Here is a 12,332-nt window from a genome sequence, read left to right on the forward strand (position 1 = left end):
AACTCGAGTTTCTGGCCATCCGCGACGACGGCGGGCGAAGCGTGATTATCAGACATGGGCGGCAAGCTCTTCCGTGCGGATGGCTTCGGTACGAGCCACTTCGTCGGCGGGGATGTAGTAGTCGCGCTTGTAGTTGAACGTGTGCGTGATGGCGCTCACCAGCAGGCCGACGAAGGCCAGGCCGGCGATGAGGAACATGTGCCAGATCATGGCGAAGCCGACCACGAAGGCGAAGCCCGCGATGACCACGCCCGCTGCCGTGTTCTTCGGCATGTGGATCGGCAGGTAGCCACCGAGGCGACGCTCGTGACCGCGCTCCTTCATGTCCCACCAGGCATCCGAGTCATGGATGATCGGGGTGAACGCGAAGTTGTAGTCCGGCGGCGGCGACGAGGTCGACCACTCCAGGGTACGGCCGTGCCACGGATCGCCGGTGACGTCGCGCAGCTTCTCACGGTTGCGGATGCTGACGAAGATCTGGATCAGGAACGAGGCGATGCCCAGAGCGACCAGCACCGCGCCGAAGGCGGCGATACGGAACCAGATGGCCAGCGACGGATCTTCGAAGTGGTTCATGCGGCGGGTAACGCCCATGAAGCCCAGCACGTACAGCGGCATGAACGCGAAGTAGAAGCCGGTCAGCCAGAACCAGAACGAGCACTTGCCCCAGAACGGGTCGAGGCGGAAGCCGAAGGCCTTCGGGAACCAGTAGTTGATGGCGGCGAACACACCGAACACCACGCCGCCGATGATCACGTTATGGAAATGCGCGATCAGGAACAGCGAGTTGTGCAGCAGGAAGTCGGCCGGGGGCACGGCGAGCATGACGCCGGTCATGCCGCCGATCACGAAGGTGACCATGAAGCCCATCGTCCAGAGCATCGGCACGTCGAACTGAATGCGGCCACGGTACATCGTGAACAGCCAGTTGAAGATCTTCGCACCCGTCGGGATCGAGATGATCATCGTGGTGATGCCGAAGAACGAATTGACGCTCGCGCCGGAACCCATGGTGAAGAAGTGGTGCAGCCAGACCAGGTACGACAGCACGGTGATGACCACGGTGGCGTAGACCATCGAGGCGTAACCGAACAGGCGCTTGCGGCTGAACGTCGAAACGATTTCCGAGAACACGCCGAACACCGGCAGCACCAGGATGTAGACCTCGGGGTGACCCCAGATCCAGATCAGATTGACGTACATCATGGCGTTGCCGCCGAAGTCCGTCGTGAAGAAGTTGGTACCGGCGTAGCGGTCGAGCGCGAGCAGCACCAGCACCGCCGTCAGCACCGGGAAGGCGGCGACGATCAGCACGTTGGTGCACAGCGAGGTCCAGGTGAAGACGGGCATCTTCATCATGGTCATGCCCGGCGCGCGCATCTTGACGATGGTGGCGATCAGGTTGATACCGGACAGCGTGGTGCCGACACCGGCCACCTGCAGCGACCATATGTAGTAGTCGACACCGACATCGGGACTGGCCGCGAGGCCGGACAGAGGAGGGTAGGCCAGCCAGCCGGTACGGGCGAACTCACCGACGAACAGCGAGGCCATGACCAGCAGGCCGCCAGCGACCGTCATCCAGAAGCTGAAGTTGTTGAGGAACGGGAACGCCACGTCGCGCGCGCCGATCTGCAGCGGCACCACGTAGTTCATCAGACCCGTGACCAGGGGCATCGCCACGAAGAAGATCATGATCACGCCGTGGGCGGTGAAGATCTGGTCGTAGTGATGAGGGGGCAGGAACCCGGGGTTGTCGCCGAAGGCGATGGCCTGCTGCATACGCATCATCAGCGCGTCCGCGAAGCCGCGGAGCAGCATGATGATGCCGAGCACCATGTACATGATGCCGATCTTCTTGTGGTCGATGCTGGTGAACCACTCTTTCCAGAGATAGCCCCACAGCTTGTACTTGGTGATCAGACCGAGCACCACGATGCCACCCAGGGCGACGCCCGCGAAGGTGGCGATCAGGATGGGCTCGTGGTACGGAATCGCATCGAGAGTGAGGCGTCCGAAGATCAGTTTGGCTAGATCGGGCATGTTCATTACCGGACTCGCTAAGGCTTGAATCGAAATCAGGCGGCCGCTGTTACAGCGGACGTCCGGCAGGGGTCATCGGCTGGCCGGCCACGCCGGCGCCGAGGCAGTAGGCACCGACATAGCGCGGGCCGGCATCGGCCAGACCTACCCGGGCGCGGGTCGCGGCGTCGAGCGAGGTCACGTTGTAGGTACCCACGACACCCTGCCCACCCTGCTTGTCGATCGCCATCATGTCGCTCTGGCACATGCGGTTCGACTCGACGCAGCGGTTGAGGATGGCGTTGTAGAGGTTGGGTGCCACGGTACCGTAGAAGTGCACCGGGTCCTTCTCGCTGGGCTGCTCGAGTTTGAGGTAATCCTCGCGGCTGAGCGTGTCGCCACTGGCCTTGGCCTTGGCGACCCAGCTGTCGAAGCCCTCATCGGACAGGCTATGGAAGGTGAAGCGCATGTCCGAGAAGCCGGCGCCGCTGTAATTGGCCGAAATGCCTTCGAAATCGCCGGTTTTGTTCATCACCGCGTGCAGCTTCGTCTCCATGCCGGGCATGGCATAGATCATGCCGGCCATCGACGGGACGAAGAACGCGTTCATGACGGACGAGGCCGTGATGTGGAACTCGATGGGGCGATCGACCGGGGCCGCCATCTCGTTGACCGTGGCGATGCCCTGTTCCGGGTAGAGGAACAGCCACTTCCAGTCCAGCGCCACGACCTCGACCACCAGCGGCCTGGTGCCGGGGGCGACGGGGCGGGTGGCATCGATCTGGTCGAGCGGACGATAGGGATCGAGCTTGTGCGTGCTGGTCCAGGTGATGGCGCCCAGCGCGATGATGATCAGCAGGGGAGCCGACCAGATCAGCAGCTCGAGGACCGTCGAGTGGTTCCAGTCCGGGTCGTAGCCCTTGTGATTCTTGTTCTTCTCGCTGTATTTCCAGGCGAAAAGGAAGGTCATCACGATCACGGGGATGATGATGATGAGCATCAGCACCACGGAGATCATGATCAGGTCGCGCTGCTGCCTCGCGATGTCGCCCGAAGGGCTGAACAGCACGGCATCGCAGCCCGAAAGCAACAGGGCAAGGGCGGGGATCAGCAATCCGCGCAACATCTTCAAGGACATTCGCATGATGGAGGCAACCGTGGGGACCATAAAATTTACGCTGAACGGGTGGGCAAGGCCATAGGACACATTGTCCCATGGTCTACGAGCCATTGACCTCAAGCTTCGCTATGCTGTAGCCAACTCTCCAGCCGGGCCGGGTACGATGACGAGCATTTCGCAAGCGCATCAAGGGATTGCAGGCGTCGAACAGGACGTCCGCCGCCAGCACCAGACCAGCCATGCCCCGGTCGCCCCCGGCGAGATCGCCGTCGGTGTCGTCATCGGCCGCGCCTCGGAGTACTTCGACTTCTTCACGTACGGCATCGCGTCCGTGCTGGTGTTCCCGTCGGTCTTCTTCCCGTTCCTCAGTCCGCTGGACGGGATCCTGCTGGCCTTTACGATCTTCTCGTTCGCCTTCATCGCCCGCCCGATCGGCACCACCCTGTTCATGGCGATCCAGCGGACCTGGAGCCGCGGCACCAAGCTGACCGCCGCCCTGTTCCTGCTGGGCACCTCCACGGTCTGCATCGCCTTCCTGCCCGCCAATACCACCGGCGGTTACAAGGTCATCGTGATCCTGTCGCTGCTGCGCTTCTTGCAGGGCATTGCGCTCGGCGGCTCCTGGGATGGCCTGCCCTCCCTGCTTTCGCTCAACGCCCCCAAGGAAAAGCGGGGCTGGTACGCGATGCTGGGCCAGCTGGGCGCCCCGATGGGCTTCCTGATCGCCGGGTCGCTTTTCCTCTTCCTCAATACCCAGCTGTCCCGTGAAGACTTCCTCGGCTGGGGCTGGCGCTACCCGTTCTTCGTGGCCTTCGCCATCAACGTGGTGGCCCTGTTCGCCCGCCTGCGTCTGGTCGTGACCGAGGAGTACACCCAGTTGCTCGAAGAGGGCCAGCTGGAGCCAATCGGCATCATCGAGATGTTCCGGGCTCAGGGCTACAACCTGTTCATCGGCGCCTTCGCCGCCCTGGCCAGCTACGCGCTGTTCCACATCGTGACGATCTTCCCGCTGTCCTGGATCTCGCTGAACCGCTCGCAGGACATCAATAACGTCCTGATCGTGCAGATCGTCGGCGCCTTCGTGGCGGTCCTGGCTACCGTGGCCTCCGGTGTGCTGGCCGACAAGTTCGGGCGTCGCAACACCCTGGGCACCATGGCGGTGCTGATCGGCCTGTTCGCCATTGCCTCCCCGTGGCTTCTGGGCGGCGGCAAGGTGGCGCAGGATGCCTTCCTGCTGATCGGCTTCGCCCTGCTCGGCCTCTCCTACGGCCAGGCGGCCGGTACCGTCACCGCGAACTTCGCAAAGCGTTTCCGCTACACCGGCGCGGCGCTGACCTCCGACTTCGCCTGGCTGTTCGGCGCAGCCTTCGCCCCGCTGGTGGCACTGGGCCTGTCGATGCGGTTCGGCCTCGGCGCGGTCAGCATCTATCTGCTCTCGGGCGCCGCCTGCACCTTGTTGGCCCTGCGCATCAACCGCGCGCTGGAAACCGACCGCAACAAGGCCTGACGCGATGACCGGGGAGCGGCCACACGGCTCCCCGGTTACCGACAAGGCCGTCGGGGCCTTCGGAAATAGCCGCCCGATTCGCGTGCTCCGGCGCCGCCAGCTTGCCTTACGCTATGCGGCATGCTTTTCGACCTGCCCGACCACGACACCTTATACAGAGCGTTACTCGACCGTGACCCGGCTTACGACGGCCATGTCTTCGTCGGGGTCACCAGCACCGGCGTGTTCTGCCGGCTGACCTGCCCGGCCCGCAAACCGCTGCTCGAGAACACCCGCTTCTACGATTCGATCGCCGGCTGTTTCGAAGCCGGCTTCCGGCCGTGCCTGCGTTGTCGCCCCCTCGATCCCGTAGGCCAGCGCGAACCGATGGTCTCGGCCCTGCTGAAGCGGCTCGAGGACGATCCTGAGCGGATCTGGTCCGAGGACGACCTCACCGAACTGGGCTACGACCCCTCGACGGTGCGGCGCAGCTTCAAGCGCCACCTCGGCCTGACCTTTTTGGACATGGCCCGTCTTCGCCGGGCCGGACAAGGGGTGGACAAGCTGGCCGGCGGGGCCACCGTCATCGAGGCCCAGCAGTCGGCCGGGTACGAGTCTGGCAGCGGGTTCCGGGAGGCGATCGTACGCCTGCTCGGCGACGTGCCGGTGGCGCTTCGCGGGCGTGAGCTGCTCAGGGCCGACTGGATCGAGTCGCCCATCGGCACGATGCTGGCCGTGGCCGACTCGCACGCCCTGCATCTGCTGGAATTCTTCGACCGGACGGCGCTGCCGACCGAGCTGAAGAAGTTGCGCGAGTCCACCCGCTCATCGATCGGATTCGGGCGCACGCCGGTGATCGACCGGATCGAGCGCGACCTGCGCGACTATTTCGCGGGCACGCGGCTGGTGTTCGAGACGCCGCTGGCCCTGCATGGCTCGGTGTTTACCAAAGCGGTGTGGGATGAGCTGGTGGCGATCCCGCCGGGGACGACGCGGAGCTATTCGGAGATCGCCGCCTCCGCGGGAAGACACACCGCGGTGCGTGCCGTGGCGCGCGCCAATGGAGCGAATCAGCTGGCGATCGTGATTCCGTGTCACCGGGTGATCGGTGCCGATGGATCGCTGACCGGGTATGGCGGCGGGCTGTGGCGCAAGGAGTGGTTGTTGCGCCATGAGCGAAAAGTCATGGGGCTGAGGTAGGGTTGCCGCGCCGAAGCGCGGATCGCTGCCAGGAGTCAGCGCCCACCGGTGGCTTGCAAGACGGCGCGGCCTTCAACCGATCACAGGATACGGTCCGTCCCCGAACGCCGCATCGTGGTAACCCTTCTTCCCGATAGCCCGTGCCATGTCGCTGCGGAAGTCGACACCCTCGCGCAGGCACGTCAGCACGAACGCGAAATCGCGTTTCGGCGTCCAACCCAGATCACGCGTCGCCCGCGCGCTGTCGTAAACGCGATCCAGCGACGGCAGCAAGCGCCAGTCACGCGCGGCGTACAGCGCATCCACGTCAGGATAGAGGCGACGTACCACCGAGGGCGCGTCGTGGCGTAACGCGTCCACGTCGTCCCGGGAAAACGGCGTGGTCGCCGAAACGATGTAGCGACCGAAGCGCAGCGCGGGTGCGCGCTCGACAGCGAGCACGTGCGCGCCAACGACATCCTCGATATCCGCGCGCCGGTACAACAACTCGTTCGCCTGCATATTCGCGGTATCGAACGCGTCGCGCACCTGTGCGCTGTCGTCATCCTCCGGGAAAAAACGCGAGGTGCGCAGCACGAGTACCGGCAGGCCATCCTTGCGTGCGACGAGTTCGCAAAGGTCCTCCGCGGCGATCTTCGTCGTGCCGTAGATGTTTTTCGGTACCGGCACGACGCCCTCATCGATCCAGGCGGCGGGCTCGCCGGGCGCCGGCGACAACGCCGCGCCGAAAGCACTCGTCGTGCTGGTGAAGACGAACGAGCTTACACCATGCAATACGGCAGCTTCGAGCAAGGCGAGGGTGCCCGCGACGTTGGTATCGACGAACTGTCGTTTTGAATGCGTGACGACGTGCGGTTTATGCAGGGTCGCGCCGTGGATCACAGCGGTCACGCCCGACATGGCGTCACGCACGAACGTCTCATCGGCGATAGAGCCTACGATGTCGGTGAAGGGCGAACGTTTGATGTCGAGGCCGCGTACCTCGCGACCCTCCGCTCGCAAGCGTCGCACCAGGGCTTCGCCGAGGTGTCCCGCACTACCGGTAACGAGAACGGTCATGCGCCGACCGCCTTACCAGATGAGGTCGTCCGGCACGACGAACTGCTTGTAGTAGTCGTCGTCATCGTCGCTGGTCGGCAGCGGATCGCCTTCCTTGCGGCCGTGGTCGAGCACGATCATGTCGGTCGCGCGGGCGTGGATCTTGTCCGCGGGCAGACGGGGAATCAGCTCGTAGCCGTCGCCGGCACGGGCGATGACCAGCGCCCCCGAGGCCAGCTGGTTGCGCAGCCACTCGCTGACGAAGATGCTGGCGATCTTGTCGCCGTCGTTGAAGCGATAGGCGATGTCGCCCTCGCGCTTGACCTTCGTGGTCTCGATGATCTGCCGGACCTGGGCGCGGATCTCCTTTGCCCGGGCCTCGGCATTGCGTTCGGCGGCCAGAGCCCGGTCGCGCTCGGCCCGCTCGGCCTGGAGGCGGCGGACGTCGACCTGATCGGCCGCATCCGGCGCGGGAGCCTTGCCCTGACGGGCCTTGGCCTGTTCACGGGCGACCTTGGCGACCTTGTCCTTCTTGACGAGGCCGGCCTTGAGAAGCTGTTCCTGGAGCGGATTGCGCATATCGGCGATTTCGTACGTGCGAGGTCCCCGATTCTAACGCCGAACGGGAGCGGCAGGACCGGGGCGTCACGCGGCCGTCAGAAGAACTCGACCTGCACCAGCAGGGGACGCCGGAACTCGCCACCGCGCACCGTCGGCTGGGTTTCACGCAGACGCGCGTTGAACTGATACGAGCGGCCGGTGCCCACGGCGTTGACCAGGAACGGCACGCCGGGTCGGAGCGTCGTCTTCGTATCGTCGCTGGCGATTTCGAGACCGACGTTCTTCGGGCCGGTCAGGGAGAAGAGCTCATCCAGCACAGGATCGGCGTCCGTCGCCTTACCGAAGGTGAAACTGGCGATCATCCCGACCGGCTCCGCGCAGGACTCCACCCTGAAATAGAACGGCACCCAGGGTGTGGCTCGCTCCGGGGTCGCGAAGTTGCCTACGTGATAGCGGCCCACGTCGACGGTCTGGTTGAGCGTGTCGCCGCTGATGCTGCAGGTGGGGCGCACGAAGTAGAGCTCGTAGATCTTCAGGTGGCGAAAGGCCCTGGTTCTGGCACCGTCGGGTTGATACGTCCACTGCTGAGCGATGGTCCGGGAATCGACGCGACCGAAGCGCACCGGACCTGTCGTGCGCACGACGCGGTAGCCGATGTCGGCGTCGTTGCTGCGAACCGGCTCACCGAGGCGAAAGGTCCGCTGGTAGCGGTGTGGGAAATAACGACGGTCACTCCCGTCCCGCTCTTCGATATACACCTCGATGCCGAAGCCCGACGGCTGCCCGTCGACCGTGAGCGTCACCATGCCGTCGTCGCGTGCCACGGTATAGTCGCCCTCGAAGGTCGCCTGCCCGCGCATGCAGGTGGCCAGGATGTTGCCATCGCCATGCGCCTTCTCGTCCCGTACCTGCTGCCCCGGCGGCATGTCGTTCCACACCGTGATCTGCGCCGTCTGCCCAAGCTGATAATTGCCATCGGCCGACCAGTAGCAGCCATTCTCCGCCGCTATCGCGGGCGCGGCGAGCACAAGCAGCGGCAACACGCCCAGGGCGCGGTGCATCGTTCGGTAGTTCATCAGGCCTCGTTCCTTAAGGTAGGGAATTCACGACGGCGTCGTGGGTTGGAAAATGCGTGTCCAGCCAGGCGGACCAGCGACCGGCACGGCGGATCAGGTCCGCGCGATAACGTGCGTTGTGACGTGGGGTCCGGGAGTGGTAGTTCGCCGCGCGCGTCCAAAGGTCGCCCGCGTCGTTGCGAAGATGTGCGCGGATACGCCAGGCCGCCAGGAGGTAGGGATAGCATCCGGGTGCGGCGACGTCGCGCGCCGAAATGCCGAAGCGCGACAGCTCGCGCAGGTAGGCGGTATTGAACTGCAATGAGCCGACATCGTAGGTGCCGTTCTCATTGCGGACCCATTGCCCGGGTTTGCCGGCTTCTTTCTCGGCAACGGCGAGAAGCAGGTTGGTCGGCACGTCATACGCCAGCGACGCGGCAAGCGAGCACGCCACCATCTCCTGGTGTTGCGGCGGGATGTCGGGCAGCGTATCGATCACGACAGGTTTCCTTCGCGGCGTTCCGCCACATCCGTGCCCGGACGTGTTTCACCGGCCGGTCCAAAAACGCTGCCAGCGCGACGCACCGCGTCCGCACCGCGTGACACGCCGAACGGATCGGAACCCGGGGCGACGTGGAAAGGATCGCCCATACTGCTGCCGGACGCGGCCGAGCGGTGCACCGCATCCATCACGGACCCCGTGCGAGCGCTCGATGCGGCGCCCATACCGCCAGCCGGGCTGGCGCCGGGCACGCGCCCGGTCGCCGCCGCGATGGCCGCGCCGCCGCCGGTGGCGATCGCGCTGCCGATCACGCTCGCGGAACCCGCGAGCACACCGAGCTGCGACCCGGTCACCATCGTGTAGAAGAACTGCGGGATGCGAACGGCAAGCACGAGTACCAGGACCGATACGGCAAGCATCATCCCGAGGAAAAAGAACTGCGGATCCGCGGAATTCATGCTGACCGTCGAGATCCGGTCGATGACGCGATGACCACCTGCGCCGAGCAGGCCGAGCACCAGGACAGTGATGCCGACGGCCAGTGCATGTTTGTAATAGCTCACGGCAAGCTGCGAGGTCCACCGCGCCCCGCCGAACCCGAGCAGGAAGATGCCCGCGTAGCCAAGCAGCCATGCCATGACCAGCGCCACCAGGAACTGCGCGCCGACGATGGTGAGCAGGACGAGAATCAGCACCGCGATACCGCCTGCGAGAATCTGGTCGGGGTCGCTGCCGGTCCGGGTAGCGTCGAGGGTGCTGAAATAAGTCGCCAGCCCACGCGCGACGAAGCCGTCGGCATGGCGCCCGAAGGTAACTCGCCCCAGGTCATTCTCCATCTCGAAGAAGGAATCGACGATGTCGGCGATAAATCCGCCGTCACCCTGCCCGTCACTCGCGTTGATGAGCAACCAGTAGAACGTGCCGGTCACGATCATGAAGCGGATGAGTTCGATCAGCACTTCGCCGAGATCCTGCCGGAGAATCAGCATCCCCATGGTCCAGACCAGGCTCATCACCGCGAGCGACCAGAATAGCGTCTTCGCGGCGTCGAGGACCTGCGTTATGTCGAAGGCCTTCGCGATCGCGCCCTCCGCGGACGTGACCAGCTTGCCCGGCTCGATGTCCTGGCCAGCGGCCACGGCGGATGCGAACAGGAGAAGAACACCCAGAAGGACGGGAATGCGGCGCGGAGACGACATGGTGTACCTGAAGGATCGAGGGGTGAGCGGCGCCATGGCGCCGCGTCGTGGTCAGAGCATGGGAAGCGGACGGCTCGCCGCGCTCGCCGCCTTGTCGAGGCCTTCGCGCAGGTGTTTGCCCGTGGCGATGGCACGAGCCTCCTTGTCGGCGGCAGCCTGGGATTCGGCCGCGCGCGCGGATTCCGAGGCCAGCATCATCGAACGGATCTCGAGCATCTGGTTGGCCTGTGAACCGGCGATGGCGTTGGCGACCTGAAGCTGGCGGGCGTGACCTTTGACTTCTTTATTCATGCCTGCAAGTTCCTTGAGCGCTTGCGCGTCGTCCGCAATGCGGTCCTGCTCCAGATCGAGGCTCTTCACCAGCGCGTTGTTGGCCGCCTTGCGTGCACGCGATCCTTCGAAGCCGGCGTCCACCGCCTCTTTGTCGCCCGACCGACCGTAATAACTGGCCGCATCGCCGAAATGGGCCGCGTAAGCATCGCTTTTTCCGTGCTCGTGAATTTCCTTCAAAAGCTCCTGTATCGGCCGGGGTACGGGAATGATCTCCCCGTTTCCACCCTTGTTTATGATCAGGGTGAAGTCCAGATCCGCGTCGATCTCGGTGTTGATGATCGAGTTGTTCGATGTAATCGCGGTCGAGTTATCGATGTTATGTGTCGATTTGTCGATCTTCGTCGTCGATTTATCGATGTTGTTCGTGTAGTAATTGATCGTCCCGCTATCGTTCCTCGTCAACGTCTTCTGAATCTTCTTGAGCTGAAGGCTCTGCATGGCATTCATCACAAGGTTCGCCACGTCGATGACTGGCACGCCGGCCGAGGCGGTACCTGTGCATCCCACAGCCGCCACCATGACGACGGCGATCGCAAGCTTTCTGTGTCCTCTCATTGGACTTCCTCTCCTTTGGGTTGGGTTGACGCTCAGTAATCGAACGGTTTGTACGCCTGCCTGAAGGTCAGGTCCTTCACCGCCATCACGTTGAACCGGTAGCCCGGCCGAATCTTCAGCTCCGGCGCGTAACTCATGTTCTTGTCGATCATCTTCGAAGCCACCTCACCCACCTGGCGGGCCAGGCTCTCGCGCATCATCACGGCGCTGGAGGAGCCGAACGGGTCATCCCCGGGCCTGATACTCGACGATGTGAGCCCTGTCGCGATGCCCGACATCAGGATGGCGGAGGCGAACATGCGTGCGTAGTGGCGGTCCACCTTGTCGCTGAAGCCGGCGTATCCCGCCGAATCGACACCTTCCATGGCACCGATATCCAACGCCTTGCCGTCCGGGAACACGATTCGCTGCCAGGCCACCAGCACCCGCGACTGACCCTCGATGACTTTATGGTTGTAGCGTCCGACCAGGCGCGACCCCTGCGGCACCAGACGATGGCGGCCGGTGGGCGTGTCGAACACGTCCTGGCTGACCTGGGCAATGATCTGGCCCGGAAGTTCGGAGTTGATGCCCGAGATCATCGTCGCCGGAATGACCGATCCGGCACGCAGTTCGAACGCCGTACGCGGCGCTTCCATGCCCGAATCGAGCAGCCAGCGATCCGCACCGGCCGCACGCGCGCTCGACCCGTCAAACGCGCTGTAGTCGCCCTCCGCATGCACCGGGATGCGCGTGTCCCGCTCGCGGGCTTCCTGCGCTTCCGCCTCACGCGCTTTGTCGGCTTCGTTTTCCTTGACCGGCGCAACATCGGGCGCCGCGGGCTTGGTCAGGCCGGTACGTGCATGCATGGCGCTCTGGAACAGTTTCATGCGCTCTTTGGCCATCGTGTCGTCGGGCACACCGTTGCCGGCACTCCGGTCAGGCACCGGCGGTGCATCCGGGTCCGCGACCCGCGCGACGGGAAACGACACGGTTTGCTCGTCGGCGCCCGGCACCAGTCCGCCCGTCGCTCCACCCGCCAGCATCTGCTCGAGAAGCTGGCTGTTCTCGGGAAGCGCACCCGCCGCGGGCGGAGGATCCTCCTCCTTCTTCTGCCCGCGCTGGGCCGCGACCAGAGTGACGAGAATGACGAACACGACCATGACGCCGCCAATGATCAGCAGCGGTACGTTATTCACGCGCCGGACGCCCGCAGGCTTACCGGACGCGGCCGGCGGTGACGACGCCTCGCCGTCCGCATCACCGGGTTCGGGCATGGGAG

The 12,332-nt window shown here is 64.4% G+C and carries 10 protein-coding genes and 1 pseudogene; 2 read left to right on the plus strand and 9 right to left on the minus strand.

What is annotated here, in order from left to right; genetic code table 11:
* Positions 1 to 48: 48 nt before the first annotated feature.
* Both cyoB and cyoA read right to left on the minus strand, forming a co-directional pair.
* A complete protein-coding gene (gene cyoB / locus BLT40_RS11320) occupies positions 49 to 2,022 on the minus strand; it encodes a cytochrome o ubiquinol oxidase subunit I (protein WP_197056653.1) in 1,974 nt (657 codons plus the stop codon).
* A gap of 70 nt (positions 2,023 to 2,092) precedes the next feature.
* Complete coding sequence (gene cyoA / locus BLT40_RS11325; protein ID WP_218124548.1) at positions 2,093 to 3,166, minus strand: ubiquinol oxidase subunit II; 1,074 nt, start codon at positions 3,164 to 3,166, stop codon at positions 2,093 to 2,095.
* Between the two features lie 139 nt (positions 3,167 to 3,305).
* Here cyoA and BLT40_RS11330 point away from each other — a divergent pair, with 139 nt between their 5' ends.
* Together BLT40_RS11330 and BLT40_RS11335 are read left to right on the plus strand one after the other, a co-directional pair.
* Positions 3,306 to 4,649 (plus strand): MFS transporter, encoded by a 1,344-nt coding sequence (locus tag BLT40_RS11330; protein ID WP_090353138.1) that lies wholly within the window; start codon positions 3,306 to 3,308, stop codon positions 4,647 to 4,649.
* A 120-nt stretch (positions 4,650 to 4,769) separates the two neighbouring features.
* Positions 4,770 to 5,828, plus strand: coding sequence for a bifunctional transcriptional activator/DNA repair enzyme AdaA (locus BLT40_RS11335; RefSeq protein WP_090353141.1), 1,059 nt, complete (start codon positions 4,770 to 4,772; stop codon positions 5,826 to 5,828).
* A 72-nt stretch (positions 5,829 to 5,900) separates the two neighbouring features.
* Here the strand turns inward: BLT40_RS11335 and BLT40_RS11340 are convergent, their stop codons facing one another.
* The 7 genes and pseudogenes from BLT40_RS11340 to BLT40_RS11370 all read right to left on the minus strand — a co-directional run bounded on the left by BLT40_RS11340 (position 5,901) and on the right by BLT40_RS11370 (position 12,327).
* Positions 5,901 to 6,887 carry an NAD-dependent epimerase/dehydratase family protein gene (locus tag BLT40_RS11340; protein ID WP_090353144.1) on the minus strand — a complete coding sequence of 329 codons (987 nt, stop codon included), beginning with the start codon at positions 6,885 to 6,887 and terminating at the stop codon, positions 5,901 to 5,903.
* A 12-nt stretch (positions 6,888 to 6,899) separates the two neighbouring features.
* Positions 6,900 to 7,445 carry a DUF2058 domain-containing protein gene (locus tag BLT40_RS11345; RefSeq protein ID WP_043696536.1) on the minus strand — a complete coding sequence of 182 codons (546 nt, stop codon included), beginning with the start codon at positions 7,443 to 7,445 and terminating at the stop codon, positions 6,900 to 6,902.
* 77 nt (positions 7,446 to 7,522) lie between these two features.
* Positions 7,523 to 8,503, minus strand: coding sequence for a fimbrial protein (locus tag BLT40_RS11350; RefSeq protein ID WP_090353147.1), 981 nt, complete (start codon positions 8,501 to 8,503; stop codon positions 7,523 to 7,525).
* Between the two features lie 34 nt (positions 8,504 to 8,537).
* Positions 8,538 to 8,969: pseudogene (locus tag BLT40_RS11355) on the minus strand (hypothetical protein); the annotation flags it as partial.
* Between the two features lie 8 nt (positions 8,970 to 8,977).
* Entirely contained in the window at positions 8,978 to 10,183 is a 1,206-nt protein-coding gene (gene trbL, locus BLT40_RS11360; RefSeq protein ID WP_176809150.1) for a P-type conjugative transfer protein TrbL, read from the minus strand.
* Positions 10,184 to 10,234: 51 nt separating this feature from the next.
* Positions 10,235 to 11,071: a TrbJ/VirB5 family protein gene (locus tag BLT40_RS11365; RefSeq protein WP_079521261.1), complete on the minus strand. Its 837-nt coding sequence runs from the start codon at positions 11,069 to 11,071 to the stop codon at positions 10,235 to 10,237.
* Between the two features lie 32 nt (positions 11,072 to 11,103).
* Complete coding sequence (locus BLT40_RS11370) at positions 11,104 to 12,327, minus strand: TrbI/VirB10 family protein (protein ID WP_255364001.1); 1,224 nt, start codon at positions 12,325 to 12,327, stop codon at positions 11,104 to 11,106.
* Between the last annotated feature and the right edge of the window lie 5 nt (positions 12,328 to 12,332).

Origin of the sequence: Dyella sp. 333MFSha, assembly GCF_900102405.1 — a bacterium.
GTDB lineage: Bacteria > Pseudomonadota > Gammaproteobacteria > Xanthomonadales > Rhodanobacteraceae > Luteibacter > Luteibacter mycovicinus.

What these genes read in the sequence shown, in the direction of transcription:
- cyoA (WP_218124548.1), bottom strand. Translation starts at nt 3,166, where the DNA reads ATGCGAATGTCCTTGAAGATGTTGCGCGGATTGCTGATCCCCGCCCTT.
- BLT40_RS11330 (WP_090353138.1), top strand. Translation starts at nt 3,306, where the DNA reads ATGACGAGCATTTCGCAAGCGCATCAAGGGATTGCAGGCGTCGAACAG.
- BLT40_RS11335 (WP_090353141.1), top strand. Translation starts at nt 4,770, where the DNA reads ATGCTTTTCGACCTGCCCGACCACGACACCTTATACAGAGCGTTACTC.
- BLT40_RS11340 (WP_090353144.1), bottom strand. Translation starts at nt 6,887, where the DNA reads ATGACCGTTCTCGTTACCGGTAGTGCGGGACACCTCGGCGAAGCCCTG.
- BLT40_RS11345 (WP_043696536.1), bottom strand. Translation starts at nt 7,445, where the DNA reads ATGCGCAATCCGCTCCAGGAACAGCTTCTCAAGGCCGGCCTCGTCAAG.
- BLT40_RS11350 (WP_090353147.1), bottom strand. Translation starts at nt 8,503, where the DNA reads ATGAACTACCGAACGATGCACCGCGCCCTGGGCGTGTTGCCGCTGCTT.
- trbL (WP_176809150.1), bottom strand. Translation starts at nt 10,183, where the DNA reads ATGTCGTCTCCGCGCCGCATTCCCGTCCTTCTGGGTGTTCTTCTCCTG.
- BLT40_RS11365 (WP_079521261.1), bottom strand. Translation starts at nt 11,071, where the DNA reads ATGAGAGGACACAGAAAGCTTGCGATCGCCGTCGTCATGGTGGCGGCT.
- BLT40_RS11370 (WP_255364001.1), bottom strand. Translation starts at nt 12,327, where the DNA reads ATGCCCGAACCCGGTGATGCGGACGGCGAGGCGTCGTCACCGCCGGCC.